Raw genomic sequence first — 16,351 nt, 5'->3', positions numbered from 1 at the left:
ACGCGGACCGATCAGGGCAGGCGCGGCACCGGGGCCGGCTCCGCGAAGCGCAGCTGGTTGCCGAACGGATCGATCACGTCGAGCGCGAAGCCGAACGGCGTGCGGGTGATCCGCGGGTTGAGGTAGGGGTACGCCTTCGCGTCGAGCTCGGCGTGCAGCTCGCGGACACCGCGGAGGGCGACGTGCACCGCGGCGCCGGGACTGCCGTCGCGGTGGTGCTCGCTGAGGTGCAGGCGGAGCCCCGAGCGCGACACCTGCAGGTAGAGGGGGGCGTCGAGCGCGGCGCGGTGCTCCCAGTCCACCTCGAAGCCGAGGTAGTCGACGTAGAACTCGCCCGCCTTGGCGACCGAGAAGATCCGCAGGATCGGCACGGCCGCCTCCAGCCGCACCGGCTCGAGCCGGTCCGGCTCCTCCGCGCTCGACCGGTCCCGTGCACGCCGTCTCGTCTCCACGCCACGAGGCTAGCCGCCCCGCGGTCGGCCCGGAGCCGGAGGGTCAGTCGACGAGATCGAGACCGCGCAGCAGCCGGAGGGTCTCGACCCCGGCGGGCGGGCAGCGGCCCGCATCGGAGCCGTCGACCCAGTGCAGCGAACCGATCTCGCCGCTCGGGCGCGCCTCCCGGTCGAGCTCGGCGGCGAAGACGCTCATGTGGACCTCCCGCCCCTCCGGCTCGCCGTGCGCCTGGGTGCAAACGGTGAACAGGGGCTCGAGGCCGAGCGCGACGGCGCCGAGCTCCTCGCGGGCCTCGCGGGCCGCCGCCTCGATCCCGCTCTCGCCCTCGTCGACCTTGCCGCCGGGGAGGTAGAGGACGTCGCGGCCCCGCGCCGTGACCATCAGGACGCGCCGGTCGCGGAGGACGGCGACGGCGGACACGACGATCGGCGGGAGGGTGCTCATCCGCTCATCATGCCCGCCGCGGGCGGACCGTCGCGGCGCCCCCGCGGCTACCATGGGGGCACACCAGAAGGACGCGCGCAGCCGGCGCGCGCCGGGGCCCCGTGCGCCCGAACAGCTGAGGAGCAACCCGTGGCAGAACCCACCACCCTCGACAAAGTCATCACCCTCGCGCAGCACAGGGGATTCGTCTTCCCCTCGGGTGAGATCTACGGGGGCACCCGCTCCGCGTGGGACTACGGGCCGCTCGGCGTGGAGTTCAAGGAGAACATCAAGCGCCAGTGGTGGAAGACCTTCGTGCAGGGCCGGGGCGACGTCGTCGGCCTGGACTCCGCGGTCATCCTGCCCACGGCGATCTGGCACGCCTCGGGACACGTCGGCGTCTTCTCGGACCCGCTGACCGAGTCGCTGATCACCCACAAGCGCTACCGCGCCGACCACCTCTTCGAGAAGTACGAGGAGGTCAACGGCCACCCGCCCGTGAACGGCCTCGCCGACATCCCCGACCCGGAGCACCCCGACAAGGTCGGCCAGTGGACCGAGATCAAGCAGTTCTCGGGCCTGATGAAGACCTACCTCGGCGTCGTCGACGACGAGTCGGGTCTGCACTACCTGCGTCCCGAGACCGCCCAGGGCATCTTCACCAACTTCGCGAACGTGCTGCAGAGCGCCCGTCGCAAGCCGCCCTTCGGCATCGGCCAGATCGGCAAGGCGTTCCGCAACGAGATCACCCCCGGCAACTTCATCTTCCGCACCCGCGAGTTCGAGCAGATGGAGCTCGAGTTCTTCGTCGAGCCCGGCACGGACGAGGAGTGGCAGGAGACCTGGATGCAGCTCGCCTGGGACTGGTTCGTCGGGCTCGGGATGAACCCCGAGAACATCCGGCAGTACGAGCACCCGAAGGACAAGCTCTCCCACTACTCCAAGCGCACCGTCGACATCGAGTACCGCTTCAGCTTCGCCTCGGGCGAGTGGGGCGAGCTGATGGGAGTCGCGAACCGCACCGACTACGACCTCAAGACGCACATCGAGCACTCGGGCAAGGACCTCTCGTTCTTCGACCAGAACAAGAACGAGCGCTACGTGCCGTTCGTGATCGAGCCGTCGTTCGGCCTCACCCGCGCGCTCATGGCGTTCCTCGTCGACGCCTACGAGGAGCAGGAGCTGCCGCCGAACGCCAAGGGCAAGGTCGAGACGCGGACCGTGCTGCACCTCGACCCGCGCCTGGCGCCGGTGAAGGTGGCCGTGCTGCCGCTCTCGCGCAATGAGGCCCTCTCGCCGCTCGCGCGCCGCGTCGCCGACCAGCTGCGCCAGCTCTGGAACGTCGACTTCGACGACTCCGGAGCGATCGGCCGCCGCTACCGCCGCCAGGACGAGATCGGCACCCCGTACTGCGTGACCGTCGACTTCGACTCGCTCGAGGACGACGCCGTGACCGTCCGCGACCGCGACACGATGAAGCAGGAGCGCATCCCGCTCGAGCAGCTCGAGTCGTACCTCTTCACCGGGCTCCGCGGGGCCTGACGCTCCTCCCGGGACTCCGCCGACCGGACGGGTCGGCGGCGTCCCGGAGGGCGCGGACCAGCCGGCCCTGCGGTCAGCGCTCGCGGGCGAGCAAGGCGAAGACGAGGGTCGAGGTCCACTCGCCCTTGCAGAACTCGTCCTCCCGGTGGTGCGCCTCGAGGCGCATCCCGAGGCGCTCGCAGAGGCGGGCGGAGGCGGTGTTCCGAGCGTCGAGCTGCGCGATCACGCGGTGGGCGCCGAGGGTGTCGAACGCGAGGTCGAGCAGCGCCCGGGCGGCCTCGGTCGCGTAGCCGCGCCCCTGCGCCTCCGGGTGCAGCACCCAGCCGATCTCGACCGCCTCCTGCTCGACGGACGTCGCGATGAGCGTGAGGTCGCCGATCATCCTCCCGGCGAGGACGCCCTCCCGGGGGACGATCGCCAGCACGGCCGCGTCGCCGTCGGCGGCGAGCCGTGTCGAGGGGAGGCGGCGCTGCAGGTGCGCCCGCGACTCCTCGGGGGTGCGCACCGGCCAGCGGAGGAACCGGACGGCGTCGGCGTCGCCCTGGTAGCGCGCGTGGTCCTCGGCGTCCTCCGGTCCGAGGGGACGCAGGAGCAGGCGCTCGGTGAGCAGCGGCGCGGAGCGCAGCGGCTCCGCGTCGAAGGGGAGCCGGAGGCTCACGCGGTGGCGGCGTCCGCGTCGGGGCGGGCGGCGGCGGCGGGCTCGGCCGGGACCTCGATGCCGAAGAGCGCCTCGAGCCCGGTGAGATAGGCCCCCTGGGCTCCGGCGCGCGCGTAGTCGCGGGCGCGGACGCTCGGAGTGTGCAGCAGGACGCCGGCGAGGTGGCGGAGCGCCTGCTCGGTGCGGCCGTCCTCGTCGCCGCGCGAGCGGGCCCGCTCGATCTCGGCGTCGAGCGCGTCGAACACGTGGGCGCGCAGGGCGACGACGGCCGGAGTGAGGCTCTTCTCGTCGGCGACGTCCGAGAACTTCCGGGCCGCCTTGTCGACGAGCGCGCGCGCCTGCTGCGACGCGTCGAGCACGTCGAGAGGTGCGTGCAGGCTGATCGTCTCGAGGTCGAGGAGCTCGACGCCGGCGACCGAGGTGACGTCGGAGGCGACGTTGCGCGGCAGGCCCAGGTCGATCACGAGCTGGCGCTCGCGGGAGAAGCCCTGGAGGCGCCCGGCGGCGAGCAGGGCGGCGTCGAGCACCGGCTCCTGGGTCGTGGTGCAGGTGATGACGATGTCGGCCGAGACCGCCTCGAGCGCGAGATCGGAGGCGGCGATGGGCCGGAGCGAGCGGCGGGCGGCGAAGCCCTCGGCGCGGCCGGAGGGGGAGTGCACGGCGATGTCCACCACTCCGCGGTCGCGCAGGGCCGCGACGGTCGCCCGCGCGTAGCTGCCGGTGCCGACGAGGAGGACGCGGGCGGCCCGCCAGTCGGTGACGCGGCTCGCGGCCAGGTCGAGCGCGAGGCGCACGATCGAGCGGCCGGCGCTGCCGAGGCCGGTGCGGTTCTTGATGCCGCGCGAGGTCTGCGAGGCGCGCTGGAACAGCCGCTCGAGCTCGGAGGAGGTGGTGCCGAGGCGGCGCGCCTCCTCGAGGGACCGGCGGACCTGGCCCGCGATCTCGCCCTCGCCGACCACGACGGACTCCAGCCCGCTGGAGACGGCGAAGAGATGCTCGGCCACCCGGTCGCCCGAGACGACGTCGACGCTCCCGCGCAGCTCGTCCTGCTCGACGCCGGTCGCGGCGCTGACGGCGGCGGTGGCGGCCTCGACGGCGACGGCCTGCGCGGCGGTCAGCGGCTCCTCGATGTCGAGGTAGGCCTCGAAGCGGTTGCAGGTCGCGACGACGACGGCTCCGGAGACGAAGTCGATCCCCTCGGAGAGGGCCGCGGTCACGGCGGAGGAGTCGACGGAGAGCTTCTCGAGGAGATCGAAGCTGGCGTTCTTGTGCGACGCCGTCAGACACAGAAGCACCATGTCAGTCTACGCGCGCTCTGCGGGGCGGGGTCCCCGGACTGGGGAGGAATGCACGGATGCGCCTGGAATAATGCCGCGGTGACCTCCCCCACCGACGGCCTGCTCGATCCGCTGCACCCCCTCTCCGCCGGCCGCACGGCCGACTCGCTGCTCCTGCGCGCCTACCGCTCCGAGCGGGGCGAGAGGACGCCCGTCTGGTTCATGCGCCAGGCCGGCCGCAGCCTCCCGGAGTACCGGGCCCTGCGCACCGACACGAAGATGCTCGACGCCTGCCTCGACCCGGCGCTGGCGAGCGAGATCACCCTGCAGCCGGTGCGGCGCCACGGAGTGGACGCGGCCATCTTCTTCAGCGACATCGTGATCCCGCTGCGGCTCGCGGGCGTCGGCGTCGACATCGTCCCCGGTCGCGGTCCGGTGCTCGAGAAGCCGGTGCGCACGGCCGCCGACGTCGCCGAGCTCGCCTCGATCGACCCGTCCGTGCTCGACGAGACGCTCGAGCCCATCCGCGAGGGAGTGCGCCGCACCGTCGCGGGCCTCGGCGACACCCCGCTCATCGGCTTCGCCGGCGCTCCCTTCACCCTGGCCGCCTACCTGGTGGAGGGCGGCCCGTCCAAGGACCACCTGCGCGCGCGGACGATGATGCACGCCGACCCCGCCGCCTGGGCTCAGCTGATGGAGTGGACCGCCGAGGTCACCGGCCGCTTCCTCCGCGCGCAGGTGCTCGCCGGGGCCAGCGCCGCGCAGCTCTTCGACTCCTGGGCCGGGGCGCTCTCGCTCTCGGACTACACGACCCACGTCGCTCCCGCCTCCGCGCGCGCCCTCGTCCACGTGCGCGACCTGGCGTTCGACCACGGGGAGACGCGCCGCAACGTCCCGATCGTGCACTTCGGCGTCGGCACCGGCGAGCTGCTCGGAGCGATGCACGGCATCGGCGCCGACGTGGTGGGCGTCGACTACCGGATCCCGCTCGACGAGGCCAACCACCGCCTCGGCGGCTTCGTGCCGGTGCAGGGCAACGTCGACCCGGCGCTGCTGACCGCGCCGTGGGAGGTCCTCGAGTCCCACGTCGACGACGTGCTCCGCCGGGGCCTGAGCGCCCCCGCGCACGTGCTCAACCTCGGCCACGGCGTGCCGCCCGAGACCGACCCCGACGTGCTCACGCGCCTCGTCGCGTTCGTGCACGCCTGGCGGCCGTGAGCGAGGAGCGCCCCCGCGACGCGGCGTCGTACGACGTCGCCGTCGTCGGCGGCGGAGTGGCGGGGCTCGCCGCCGCCGCGGAGTGCCTGCGCATCGGCCTGCGCGTCGTGGTGCTCGAGGCGGGGGAGCGGGTCGGCGGCTCCGTCTCTCCGCTCGCCCTGGCCGGAGCCGCGCTCGACGCGGGCGCCGAGAGCTTCGCCACCCGCGGCGGCCACGTCGAGCGGGCGCTCGCCGCGCTGACCCTCGACGGCGTCCCGCTCGCCGAGTCGATCGTCGAGCCCCGGACGCACGGCTCGTGGCTGCACCTCTCGGGCGGCCGCTCCGTGCCGTCGCCCCGGGCCGGCATCCTCGGCATCCCCGGCACGCCGCTCGCCCCCGACGTCGTGCGGGCGATCGGCCGCCGCGGCGCCTGGCGCGCCTGGCTCGACACCCTGATGCCGGTGCTGCGCATCGGCCGCGCGCACTCCCTCGCCGAGCTGGTGCGCACCCGGATGGGCGAGCGCGTGCTCGAGGACCTGGTCGCGCCGGTCGTCTCCGGCGTGTACTCGAGCCGGCCGGACGACATCGACGTCGACCTGGCCGCACCCGGACTGAACGGCGCGCTCACCCGCGCGGGCTCCCTCGCCCGGGGCGTGGCCGCCCTCCGCGCGAACCTCCCGGCCGGAGTCGCGGTCCGCGGGCTCGAGGGCGGGATGCACCGCCTGGTCGCCGCGCTGGTCCAGCGGATCGACTACCTCTCCGGCGAGATCCGCACCGGCGCCTCCGTGCAGCGGCTCGAGGGCTCCGACGGGGACTTCGTCCTGACCCTCGCCGACGGCGCTCTGAGCGCCCGAGCGGTGATCGTCTCGACCCCGGAGCGCGACGCCCGGGCGCTGCTCGCCGGCCTCGCCCCCGCCGTCGCGGAGCGCGCCGACGAGGCGCCCCACGACTCCGTCGAGCTGGTGACCCTCGTCCTCGACGACGCCCGCCTGGACGCAGCCCCCCGCGGCTCCGGTGTGCTCGTGGCGCCCACCGCCACCGACGTCACGGCCAAGGCGATCACGCACGCGACCGCGAAGTGGGACTGGCTGGCCGCCTCCCTCCCTCCCGGGCGCCACGTGCTGCGCCTCTCCTACGGGCGCCCGGGCGAGCGCCCGCCGCTCGAGGGGCGCACCGATGCCGAGGCGGCGGCGATCGCCCTGCTCGACGCCTCGACGCTGCTCGGACTCGCCCTCGATCCGGCGTCGCTCGTCGACTCCGCCCGGGTGCGCTGGGCCAACGTCCGGCCCGCCGCGGCGCTCGGCCGCCGCGCGCACCTGGAGGCGTTCCGCGAGGCGCTCCTCCCGATCGAGGGAGTCGCCGTGACCGGCACCTGGATCGCGGGCACGGGCCTCGCCTCGGTGCTCCCGCACGCCGCCGAGACGGCCGCCCTTATCCGGCGCCGACTGGTGCGTCAAGGAGTCGGGCTGCCGAGCGACGCCCACGACGCCGACGGCTACTCTTAGGCCCAGGCATCCGCGCGAGCGCGCGGCGTGCCCCGGCACGAGTGGTCACCGACCGCGTGGACGATCGCGAGAGCGACCCAGGACGAGGAGTAGGCGTGAAGGGCAAGATTCTTTTCGTGGCAGGAGCCGCAGCCGGGTACGTGCTGGGAGCACGCGCCGGCCGCAAGCGGTACGAGCAGATCGCCTCGGCGGCAGGCCGCTTCTGGCGGACCCAGCCGGTGCAGGACGTCGCGGGCGCCGTCGGCGGTGCCGCGAAGACCCAGCTGAGCAGCGTCTCGGACAAGGCGTACGAGGTCGTGCGCTCGGTGGTCGTCAAGGCCGTGTCCGGCGGCAGGAAGGCCCAGGGAGCGAGCGACGCGGAGGCGTCGGCCGCCGCCCGCAAGGCGGCCTCGAAGGTCGACGAGGCCGCGGCGTCGGCCGGCTCCGGCGGGTCGACGACGTCCACCTCCACCAGCAGGGCCTAGTGCTCATCCCTCCGGCCGTGCCAGGCGCGCGCCGGCCGGCACGTCCCACCCTCGAGGAGCTCCCGTGGTGAACGAACGCAATCCCAAGAACGCCCGATCACTGGGAGAGCTGGTCAGCGACCTGCCCGGCCTCGTGATCGAGCTCGTCAAGGCCGAGGTCGCCTCGCTGAAGAACGAGCTGGCGGGCAAGGCGAAGAGCGCGGGTCTGGCCGTCGGCCTGTTCGCGGTCGCGGCCTTCCTCCTCCTGACCGCGTGGGCGACGCTGGTCGCCTTCGCGATCATCGGCATCGCCTCCTGGCTGCCGGACTGGCTGTCGGCGCTGATCGTGACGGTCTTCTTCCTCCTGGTGGCCGTGATCCTCGCCCTCGTCGGCGTGCGCACCATCAAGAAGGCCGTGCCGCCGGTGCCGCAGGACTCGATCGACAGCATCAAGAAGGACGTCCAGGCGTTCAAGGGAGTGGGCAGCTATGACAACTGAGCGATCCGTCAGCAGCACCACGCCCCGCTTCGTCGACCCGGCGGAGCTGAAGCCCGGCCAGCTGAAGGCCGACATCGAGCGCGCTCGCTCCGAGCTCGCCGCGACCCTCGACGCGATCGAATACAAGGTCAACGTGCCGCGCAAGGTGCGTACCGCCCAGCGGACGATCGAGCGCAAGCTCCAGGTGGTGCGCCGCCAGAACCCCTCCGCGCTGATCGCCGGAGCGGTCGGCGCCGCCGCCGCCGTGGGCCTCGTCGTCTGGGGCGTCGCGAAGCAGATCATCGAGGACTGAGTGCCGGAGGGCCCGGGGCGCTAGCGTCCCGGGCCCTCCGGCGCCAGAGCCCCCGCCGCTTTTGTGCATCGGCACGAGCGGAGGGATGATGGATCAATGACCGATCAGACCGCCGGCACGGCGGGTCCCGTTCAGTCCGCCCCCGACACGAGCGCCGCCGCTCCGGCGCCGCAGCCCCCCGCCGATCAGGATCACTCCGATCAGGCCCTGGGATACACGCTCTGGGCGGTTCTCCGCAGGGATCCCGCACGTCCGTTCACCCTCTCCAGCGACGCCGTGGATCCCGCGGTGAAGCAGTACGAGCACCTCGTCGCCCAGCTCGAGGGCGAGGGCGTGACCGTCCGCGGCACCTACGACGTCTCGGCCCTGCGCGCCGACGCCGACATCATGCTGTGGCTCACGGGCCCGGCGCCCGAGGAGCTGCAGCGGGCCTACCGCGAGCTGCGGCGCACGGAGCTGCTGGTCGGCCTCCTGCCGACGTGGAACGCGATGGGCGTGCACCGCGACGCTGAGTTCAGCTCGAACCACCTCCCCGCCTACATGCGCGGGAAGGCGCCGGCCCGCTGGCTCACGGTCTACCCCTTCGTCCGCTCCTACGAGTGGTACATCCTCCCCGAGGAGGAGCGCCGCGCGATGCTCGCCCAGCACGGGCGCCAGGGCTCGCGGTTCCGCTCCGTCCTGACCAACACGGTCGCCTCGTTCTCGCTCGGCGACTACGAGTGGATCCTCGCCCTCGAGGACGAGGAGCTCGTCAACCTCGTCGACCTCATGCGCGACCTGCGCGCCACCGAGGCCCGCCGCCACGTGCGCGAGGAAGTCCCCTTCTACACAGGCCGGCGCATCGACGCCGACCAGATCGCCGAGGTGCTTCGATGAGCGACACGACCAGCGAGCCGATCCTCGTCCGCGGGGCCACCCCTGCGGCGGCGTCCGGCCCCGAGCACGTCGAGGTCCCCGTGGCCTACGACGCGATCCTCCTCGCCGGCTTCGGCGGGCCCGAGGGCCAGGACGACGTCATCCCGTTCCTCCGCAACGTCACCCGCGGCCGCGGCATCCCGGAGGAGCGCCTCGAGGAGGTCGCCCACCACTACCGCCACTTCGGCGGCGTCAGCCCGATCAACGCGCAGAACCGCGCGTTGAAGAAGGCGCTCGAGGCCGAGCTCGCGAACCGCGGCATCGACCTCCCCGTGCTCTGGGGCAACCGCAACTGGGCGCCCTACATGAGCGAGGCCGTCGCCGAGGCGAAGGAGCGCGGGTTCACCAACCTGCTCGCCATCGCCACCAGCGCGTACTCCTCCTTCTCGTCCTGCAGGCAGTACCGCGAGGACTACGCGGCGGCGCTCGACGCGACCGGCCTCGAGGGCGAGCTGCGGATCGACAAGGTGCGCCAGTTCTTCGACCACCCCGGCTTCGTGATGCCGTTCATCAAGGCCGTCCACGACGGGCTCGACGAGCTGCGCGAGCGGATGCCCGACCTCGATGTCACGTCCGAGGTGGAGGTGCTGTTCTCGACGCACTCGATCCCCATGGCCGACGCCGAGCGCAGCGGACCCCACGAGCGCCACGACGACGGCACCGTCGTCGACGTGCACGAGTTCGGACCGGGCGGCGCCTACGAGGCGCAGCACCTCGCCGTCGCCGAGGTCGTCATGGCCGCCGCCACGGACGAGGACGTGCCCTGGCAGCTGGTCTACCAGTCGCGCTCCGGCCCGCCCACCCAGCCCTGGCTCGAGCCGGACATCAACGACGCCATCGCGGAGCTGCCGGCCCGCGGCCGCCGCGCGCTGCTGATCGTCCCGCTCGGCTTCGTGTCCGACCACATGGAGGTCATGTGGGACCTCGACAACGAGGCCCTCGAGACCTCGGAGGAGCACGGACTCGTCGCGCTCCGCGTCGCGACCCCCGGCACGGACCCGGTCTACGTCTCCGGCCTGATCGACCTGGTCCTCGAGCGCGTCAACGGCGTGCCGACCGAGGACCGGCCCTCGATGACGGCGCTCGGCCCCTGGTACGACGTCTGCCGCCCCGGCTGCTGCGAGAACGTGCGAGCGGGGTTCAAGCCCGCCCTGGCGGGAGTCGCACCGTGATGAGGAGTCGTCTGTCGTGAGCATCAGAGTCGGCACCCGCGCGAGCGCGCTCGCGGTGGCGCAGACCCGGATGACGGCCGATCTGATGTCGGCCGCCGCGGGGGTCCCCGTGGAGCTGGTGCGCATCGAGTCGGACGGCGACCGCATGCGCGGCTCGCTCGCCTCCCTCGGCGGCACCGGCGTGTTCGTCAGCGCCCTGCGCGACGCGCTGCTCGCCGGGCGCTGCGATGCGATCGTGCACTCGCTGAAGGACCTGCCCACCGCTGCGGTGGAGGGCCTGCTGCTCGGAGCGGTCCCCGAGCGGGAGGACCCGCGCGACGCGCTCTGCGCCCGCGACGGGCTCACCCTGGCGACCCTGCCGGTCGGAGCCCGCGTGGGCACGGGCTCGCCCCGTCGGCGCGCGGCGCTGCTGGCCGCCCGTCCGGACCTCGAGATCGTGGACATCCGCGGCAACATCGACACCCGGCTCCGGAGGGTGCTGCCCGGCAGCGACTCGCCGCTGGACGCGATCGTGCTCGCCCTGTCCGGCCTGCGCCGCCTCGGCCGGGTCGACGCGATCACCGAGGTGCTCGGCTTCGACGTCTCCCCGCACGCCCCCGGTCAGGGAGCGCTGGCCATCGAGGTGCGCGACGAGGAGCCGTCGGAGGAGTTGCGTGCCGCTCTCGCGGCGGTCGAGCACGTGCCGACCCGCGCGGCGATCACGGCCGAGCGGTCGCTCCTCGCCTCCCTCGAGGCCGGGTGCGCCGCTCCGATCGGAGCCTCCGCGGTCGTCGAGGAGGACCGCGTGGTCCTGCACGGCGTGGTCTTCGCCGTCGACGGCACGGCGTCCCTCGCACGGGAGGTCGCGGAGCCGGTCGGTAACGGTTCGGTCGGCGGTGGTCGACACCGGGCGGATCCGCAGTATGGTGGTCGCGAACTGCCCGTCGTCGAAGCCGCGTTCCGTTGCGGCTCTCTGCTCGCTGACGCGCTTCTCGGTGCGGGTGCCGCCGAACTCGCACCCCTGGGAGCCCCTTCGTGATCGTCCCCGCCGCCTACTCCCAGTGGGAGAAGCCGTTGCAGGGGTGGCGCATCCTCGTCCCCCGCGGAGGCCCGTGGGGGGACGGTGTCGCCGCCGCTCTCCGTGCCAAGGGAGCCTCGCCCGTCGTCGCTCCGATGATCAACTTCGCGCCGACCGACGACTTCCCGGCGCTCGAGCAGGCCCTCGCCGACCTCGAGGCCGGCGCCTTCGACTGGATGACCGTCACGAGCGCCACCACGGTCGACGTCCTGTCCCTCCTGCGCACCACCGTGCCCGCCAGCACCAAGGTGGCGGCGGTCGGCGAGACCACGGCGGCCGCGCTCGTCGCCGCCGGCTACTCCGTGGACCTCGTCCCCTCCGAGGACAACTCCGCCCGCGGCCTCCTGGCCGAGTGGGAGGAGGCGACCGGCGGTCGGCACCCCTTGCGCGTGCTGACGCTGCGGTCCGAGATCGCCAAGCCGCTGCTCACCGAGGGCCTCACCCGCATCGGGCACGACGTGCGCTCCGTGGTCGCCTACCGTACGGTCGGCGTCCCGGTGGAGGAGCGCGTCGTGGCGGATGTCGCCGGCGGAGCCGTGCACGCGATCCTCGTCACCTCGGGCAGCGTGGCGGAGCAGGTCCAGAAGCAGCTCGGCCCGGTGCCCGAGTCGATCCTCGTCGCCGCGATCGGCCCGCAGACCGCGAAGGACGCCCGCGCCTTCGGCCTGCGCGTCGACGTCGTCGCCGACGAGCGCTCGGCCTCCTCCCTCATCGACGCGGTCGCCGCCGTCGCCACGGAGCGCGCTCCCCGCTGAGCCGCCTCCCCGGCGCGACGTCGGCCGGGAGGGGCGGGCCTCGCCCCGCAGGCCAGGGATCCGCCTCTCGGCTGATGTCGTGCGTCCGGAGCACCTCCACGGGGTGAGGCGTTCGCGCTCCCGGGAGGTGCTCGGCGGGGCGGGATTACGCTGGAGGACATGACTGCCATCCGCCCGCGCCGCCTCCGCACGACCCCCGCACTCCGCCGTCTCGTCCAGGAGACGCGCATCCACCCGGCGCAGCTGATCCTGCCCCTCTTCGTGGCCGAGGGGACCACCGAGGCCCGGCCGATCGGGTCGATGCCGGGGGTGATGCACCACTCGCTGGACAGCGTCCGCGGAGCGGTGACGGAGGCGGCCGAGGCGGGGATCGGCGGCGTGATGCTGTTCGGCGTGCCCACCACGCGCGACGCGGTCGGCTCCGGTGCGACCGACCCCGACGGCGTGCTCAACGCCGCGACGCGGGTCGTCGTGGAGGAGGTCGGCGACGCGCTGGTCGTGCAGAGCGACCTGTGCCTGGACGAGTTCACCGACCACGGCCACTGCGGCGTGCTCGACGACCGCGGGCGCGTCGACAACGACGCCACGCTCCTCCGCTACGAGGAGATGGCGCTCGCCCAGGCCGAGGCCGGCTCCCACCTGCTCGGGCTCTCGGGGATGATGGACGGCCAGGTCGGAGCGATCCGCGCCGCTCTCGACGGCGCCGGGCACCTGGACACCGCGATCCTCGCGTACTCGGCGAAGTACGCCTCCAGCTTCTACGGTCCGTTCCGCGAGGCCGTGCAGTCCACGCTCGAGGGCGATCGCCGCACCTACCAGCAGGACCCGGCGAACCGCCGCGAGGGCCTGCGCGAGGCGACCCTCGACCTCGCCGAGGGTGCCGACGTGGTGATGGTGAAGCCCGCCATGAGCTATCTCGACGTGCTCTCGGACGTCGCATCCGTCTCGGACGTGCCGGTCTGGGCGTACCAGGTGTCGGGGGAGTACGCGATGATCGAGGCCGCCGCCGCGAACGGCTGGATCTCGCGCGAGCCGGCGATCCTGGAGTCGGTCACGGGGATCCTCCGCGCGGGGGCCGACGCGGTTCTCACGTACTGGGCCGTCGAGATCGCTCGCGACCTGCTGAAGTAGCCGCTCCTCCTCCCGGGAGCGAGCCTCGGCATCTCGTCCGAAAGCGCCTCTCCGGCGCGAGGGCGCCGGGCGGCGCGCGTACCCTGGAGGGGTGACCACCTCGGCGAACGACACCCTGTACGAGCGTGCCCGGCACGCGATCCCCGGAGGCGTCAACTCGCCCGTCAGAGCGTTCCGCTCGGTCGGCGGGACCCCGCGCTTCATGGTCTCGGCCGCCGGCCCGTACATCACGGACGCGGACGGGCACGAGTACGTCGACCTCGTCTGCTCCTGGGGCCCCGCGGTCCTCGGGCACGCGCACCCCGAGGTCGTCGCGGCGGTGCAGGAGGCGGCCGCCCGCGGTCTCTCGTTCGGCGCGTCCACTCCCGCCGAGACCGACCTCGCCGAGCTGGTCGAGGCGCGGATCACGGCCGGGGGAGTCTCGCCGATCGAGAAGCTCCGCCTGGTCTCCACCGGCACCGAGGCGACGATGACGGCGATCCGCCTCGCCCGCGGCGTCACCGGCCGCGACCTGCTGATCAAGTTCTCCGGCCACTACCACGGCCACTCCGACGGACTGCTCGCCGATGCCGGCTCCGGTCTCGCGACCCTCTCGCTGCCCGCCTCCGCCGGCGTCACGGCCGCGACCGCGGCCCAGACGATCGTGCTGCCGTACAACGACCTCGAGGCGGTGCGCGCGGTCCTGGCCGAGCGCGGCGCCGACATCGCGGCGGTCATCACCGAGGCCGCGGCCGCCAACATGGGCGTCGTCGCTCCGGACCCGGGCTTCAACGCGGCCCTCGCCGACCTCGTGCACGCGAACGGCTCGCTGCTGATCATGGACGAGGTGCTCACCGGCTTCCGCGTGAGCGCCGGCGGCTGGTGGGGGCTCGAGAACCGCGGCGCCGAGGCTCCGTACCGGGCCGACCTCTACACCTTCGGCAAGGTCATCGGCGGAGGGATGCCGGTCGCGGCTCTCGGCGGCCGTGCGGACGTCATGGACCACCTGGCGCCGCTCGGGCCGGTGTACCAGGCGGGCACCCTCTCCGGGAACCCGGTCGCGGTGGCCGCGGGCATCCGGACGCTGCAGCTGGCCGACGACGCGGTCTACGCCTCGCTGGACGCCACGGCGCTGACGCTCCAGCGCGAGGTGTCGGCGGCGCTGACGGCCGAGGGCGTCGCGCACACGGTGCAGACGGCCGGGAGCCTCTTCAGCTTCATGTTCACGGACCTGGGCCGGCCGGTGCGCGACTACGCCGAGGTCCAGGCGCAGGAGTCGTTCCGCTACCCGGCGTTCTTCCACGCGATGCTCGACGCGGGCGTCTCGCTGCCGCCGTCGGTGTACGAGGCCTGGTTCGTCTCGGCCGCGCACGACGACGCGGCGATCGGGCGCATCGTGGACGCGCTGCCGGCGGCGGCGAAGGCCGCAGCGGCCGCTCGGGCGTAGGCTCCCGGGCCACCCGCGGATCAGGCGGGGGGCCCGCCGCACCGGATCTCCGGGCGGCGGACGTCCCGCGCGCCCGGCCGCCGGCGTGCGGCGACCGGGCAGGGGCCCTCAGCCCCGGCGCGAGACCGACTTCGGCAGCACGAACACCAGCGCGAAAGCGGCGACCGCCATCAGGGTGCTGAGGAGCATCGCGGGAGCCGCGGCGTCGAGGAAGCCAGAGGCGACCGTGTCCGGACCCGTGATGACGAGGCTCCCGAACAGCACGCTGCCGATGACCGCGATGCCCACGGCCGAGCCGATGCGCTGGATCGCCGAGATCACGCCGCTCGCCGCGCCCGCGTCCTGCGGGTCGACGGTCGAGACGATGAACTGCACGTTCGGGGCGATGAAGAAGCCGTTGCCGAGGCCCGCGATCAGCAGCGGCGGCAGGAGCTGCCAGTTGCTGATCGAGTCCGGGGTCGCGGTCAGCAGCACCAGCCAGACCCAGCCGAGCCCGATGGCGAGCAGTCCGCTGCCCATCACCAGGACGTTGCGCCCCAGGCGCGCCGTCATCCGGTTGCTCTGCGAGGAGCTGATGATGCTGCCGATCGCGAAGGGGATCGACACCAGGCCCGACTCGAGCGCGGTGTGGCCGAGGCCCGACTGCCAGAGCAGCGAGATGGTGAAGAAGATGCTCGTGAAGGCCGCGAAGTAGACCAGCGCGAGGATCACGCCTCCGGTGAAGGCCGGGTGGCGGAACAGCGTCGGCGGCACCAGGGGAGCGCGTCCGCGGCGGACGTGGAGGACCTCCCAGGCGCCGAACGCGGCGAGGAGCAGGACTCCGCCGGCGATCGAGAGGAAGGTCCACAGCGGCCAGCCCTCGTCCTCGCCCTGGATGAGCGGGACGAGCAGGGCGACCAGGCCGCCGGAGACGAGGACGAGGCCGAGCCAGTCGACGCCTCCGCTCGGGGCGCGGTCGCCGGCCTCGAGGTCGCGGCGGGCGGGGAGGAGGACCGCGGCGGCGATCAGGGTCGCGACGCCGATGGGCAGGTTCACCCAGAAGACCAGGCGCCAGCCGTTCTCGTCGCCGAAGGCCTGGATGATCAGGCCGCCGATGATCGGGCCGAGCGCCGACGAGACGCCGAGGACCGCGCCCATCACCGCGAAGGCCTTGCCGCGCGAGGGACCGCGGAAGAGGAGCTGGATGTAGGCGTTGACCGCCGGGACGAAGACGCCGCCCGCCAGGCCCTGCACGATGCGGGCGACGACGAGCTGGGTGTCGTCCGCGGCCAGTCCGCACGCGAAGCTGGCGACGGTGAAGAGGGCGATGCCGCTGACGAAGACCCACTTGTGCCCGAAGCGGTCGCCGAGGCGGCCGGCAGGGATCAGGGCGAGGCCGAACGCGAGGGCGTAGCCGGAGATGATCCAGGAGAGCGTCGACTCGGAGGCGTCGAGCGTGGTGCGGATGGTGGGAAGCGCCACGTTCACGATGGTCGTGTCGAGCAGGGCGATGAACATGCCCGCGAGCAGGACGATCAGCGAGCGCCAGGCGCGCTTGTCGGGGGCGGGAGGGGCGCCGGTCGATCGGGCGGTCGACGTCTCGGTCATCGCAGGAGTGCCTTTCGAG

At 73.4% G+C, this 16,351-nt stretch carries 17 protein-coding genes; 12 read left to right on the top strand and 5 right to left on the bottom strand.

Annotated elements, in window-relative coordinates; all coding sequences use genetic code 11:
- Nucleotides 1-11: 11 nt before the first annotated feature.
- Together C5B98_RS04015 and C5B98_RS04010 are read right to left on the bottom strand one after the other, a co-directional pair.
- The gene (locus C5B98_RS04015) at nucleotides 12-452 is read right to left on the bottom strand and encodes a glyoxalase superfamily protein (protein WP_208543318.1); all 441 of its coding nucleotides are present in this window, start codon (nucleotides 450-452) and stop codon (nucleotides 12-14) included.
- A gap of 43 nt (nucleotides 453-495) precedes the next feature.
- A complete protein-coding gene (locus tag C5B98_RS04010) occupies nucleotides 496-897 on the bottom strand; it encodes an NUDIX domain-containing protein (protein ID WP_104317691.1) in 402 nt (133 codons plus the stop codon).
- A gap of 129 nt (nucleotides 898-1,026) precedes the next feature.
- Here C5B98_RS04010 and C5B98_RS04005 point away from each other — a divergent pair, with 129 nt between their 5' ends.
- The gene (locus C5B98_RS04005; protein ID WP_104226140.1) at nucleotides 1,027-2,418 is read left to right on the top strand and encodes a glycine--tRNA ligase; all 1,392 of its coding nucleotides are present in this window, start codon (nucleotides 1,027-1,029) and stop codon (nucleotides 2,416-2,418) included.
- Between the two features lie 73 nt (nucleotides 2,419-2,491).
- Here the strand turns inward: C5B98_RS04005 and C5B98_RS04000 are convergent, their stop codons facing one another.
- Complete coding sequence (locus tag C5B98_RS04000; protein ID WP_258062863.1) at nucleotides 2,492-3,076, bottom strand: GNAT family N-acetyltransferase; 585 nt, start codon at nucleotides 3,074-3,076, stop codon at nucleotides 2,492-2,494.
- Complete coding sequence (locus tag C5B98_RS03995) at nucleotides 3,073-4,371, bottom strand: glutamyl-tRNA reductase (protein ID WP_104260433.1); 1,299 nt, start codon at nucleotides 4,369-4,371, stop codon at nucleotides 3,073-3,075. Before C5B98_RS03995 ends, C5B98_RS04000 begins: the two co-directional genes overlap by 4 nt.
- Before the next feature lie 51 nt (nucleotides 4,372-4,422).
- Here C5B98_RS03995 and hemE point away from each other — a divergent pair, with 51 nt between their 5' ends.
- The 11 genes from hemE to hemL all read left to right on the top strand — a co-directional run bounded on the left by hemE (nucleotide 4,423) and on the right by hemL (nucleotide 14,745).
- Nucleotides 4,423-5,571 (top strand): uroporphyrinogen decarboxylase, encoded by a 1,149-nt coding sequence (gene hemE, locus C5B98_RS03990; RefSeq protein WP_104222882.1) that lies wholly within the window; start codon nucleotides 4,423-4,425, stop codon nucleotides 5,569-5,571.
- Nucleotides 5,568-7,055 (top strand): NAD(P)/FAD-dependent oxidoreductase, encoded by a 1,488-nt coding sequence (locus tag C5B98_RS03985; protein WP_258063432.1) that lies wholly within the window; start codon nucleotides 5,568-5,570, stop codon nucleotides 7,053-7,055. Before hemE ends, C5B98_RS03985 begins: the two co-directional genes overlap by 4 nt.
- A 116-nt stretch (nucleotides 7,056-7,171) precedes the next feature.
- Nucleotides 7,172-7,519 (top strand): YtxH domain-containing protein, encoded by a 348-nt coding sequence (locus tag C5B98_RS03980; protein WP_146076886.1) that lies wholly within the window; start codon nucleotides 7,172-7,174, stop codon nucleotides 7,517-7,519.
- A gap of 67 nt (nucleotides 7,520-7,586) precedes the next feature.
- Nucleotides 7,587-7,997 (top strand): phage holin family protein, encoded by a 411-nt coding sequence (locus tag C5B98_RS03975; protein ID WP_258063431.1) that lies wholly within the window; start codon nucleotides 7,587-7,589, stop codon nucleotides 7,995-7,997.
- Nucleotides 7,987-8,289 (top strand): DUF3618 domain-containing protein, encoded by a 303-nt coding sequence (locus tag C5B98_RS03970; protein ID WP_104222879.1) that lies wholly within the window; start codon nucleotides 7,987-7,989, stop codon nucleotides 8,287-8,289. Before C5B98_RS03975 ends, C5B98_RS03970 begins: the two co-directional genes overlap by 11 nt.
- 96 nt (nucleotides 8,290-8,385) lie before the next feature.
- Nucleotides 8,386-9,165 carry a hydrogen peroxide-dependent heme synthase gene (gene hemQ / locus C5B98_RS03965; RefSeq protein WP_104233087.1) on the top strand — a complete coding sequence of 260 codons (780 nt, stop codon included), beginning with the start codon at nucleotides 8,386-8,388 and terminating at the stop codon, nucleotides 9,163-9,165.
- The gene (locus tag C5B98_RS03960; RefSeq protein WP_104269435.1) at nucleotides 9,162-10,376 is read left to right on the top strand and encodes a ferrochelatase; all 1,215 of its coding nucleotides are present in this window, start codon (nucleotides 9,162-9,164) and stop codon (nucleotides 10,374-10,376) included. Before hemQ ends, C5B98_RS03960 begins: the two co-directional genes overlap by 4 nt.
- Nucleotides 10,377-10,392: 16 nt before the next feature.
- Nucleotides 10,393-11,394 carry a hydroxymethylbilane synthase gene (gene hemC, locus C5B98_RS03955; RefSeq protein WP_104317689.1) on the top strand — a complete coding sequence of 334 codons (1,002 nt, stop codon included), beginning with the start codon at nucleotides 10,393-10,395 and terminating at the stop codon, nucleotides 11,392-11,394.
- The gene (locus C5B98_RS03950; protein ID WP_104222950.1) at nucleotides 11,394-12,188 is read left to right on the top strand and encodes a uroporphyrinogen-III synthase; all 795 of its coding nucleotides are present in this window, start codon (nucleotides 11,394-11,396) and stop codon (nucleotides 12,186-12,188) included. Before hemC ends, C5B98_RS03950 begins: the two co-directional genes overlap by 1 nt.
- Nucleotides 12,189-12,347: 159 nt before the next feature.
- Entirely contained in the window at nucleotides 12,348-13,319 is a 972-nt protein-coding gene (gene hemB / locus C5B98_RS03945; protein WP_104226145.1) for a porphobilinogen synthase, read from the top strand.
- 91 nt (nucleotides 13,320-13,410) lie between these two features.
- A complete protein-coding gene (gene hemL / locus C5B98_RS03940; protein WP_104226146.1) occupies nucleotides 13,411-14,745 on the top strand; it encodes a glutamate-1-semialdehyde 2,1-aminomutase in 1,335 nt (444 codons plus the stop codon).
- A 108-nt stretch (nucleotides 14,746-14,853) separates the two neighbouring features.
- Here the strand turns inward: hemL and C5B98_RS03935 are convergent, their stop codons facing one another.
- The gene (locus C5B98_RS03935) at nucleotides 14,854-16,332 is read right to left on the bottom strand and encodes an MFS transporter (RefSeq protein WP_104327364.1); all 1,479 of its coding nucleotides are present in this window, start codon (nucleotides 16,330-16,332) and stop codon (nucleotides 14,854-14,856) included.
- Between the last annotated feature and the right edge of the window lie 19 nt (nucleotides 16,333-16,351).

This window comes from Rathayibacter sp. AY1A5, assembly GCF_002930875.1.
Lineage (GTDB): Bacteria > Actinomycetota > Actinomycetes > Actinomycetales > Microbacteriaceae > Rathayibacter.
The sequence above is the reverse complement of the archived record's forward strand: the minus strand, read 5'-3'. Positions and strand labels throughout refer to the sequence as shown.

Bases quoted from the DNA above. Each gene is read 5' to 3' on its own strand.
- C5B98_RS03935 (WP_104327364.1), bottom strand. From the start codon at position 16,332: ATGACCGAGACGTCGACCGCCCGATCGACCGGCGCCCCTCCCGCCCCC.
- C5B98_RS04010 (WP_104317691.1), bottom strand. From the start codon at position 897: ATGAGCACCCTCCCGCCGATCGTCGTGTCCGCCGTCGCCGTCCTCCGC.
- hemE (WP_104222882.1), top strand. From the start codon at position 4,423: ATGCACGGATGCGCCTGGAATAATGCCGCGGTGACCTCCCCCACCGAC.
- C5B98_RS03970 (WP_104222879.1), top strand. From the start codon at position 7,987: ATGACAACTGAGCGATCCGTCAGCAGCACCACGCCCCGCTTCGTCGAC.
- hemB (WP_104226145.1), top strand. From the start codon at position 12,348: ATGACTGCCATCCGCCCGCGCCGCCTCCGCACGACCCCCGCACTCCGC.
- hemQ (WP_104233087.1), top strand. From the start codon at position 8,386: ATGACCGATCAGACCGCCGGCACGGCGGGTCCCGTTCAGTCCGCCCCC.
- C5B98_RS03960 (WP_104269435.1), top strand. From the start codon at position 9,162: ATGAGCGACACGACCAGCGAGCCGATCCTCGTCCGCGGGGCCACCCCT.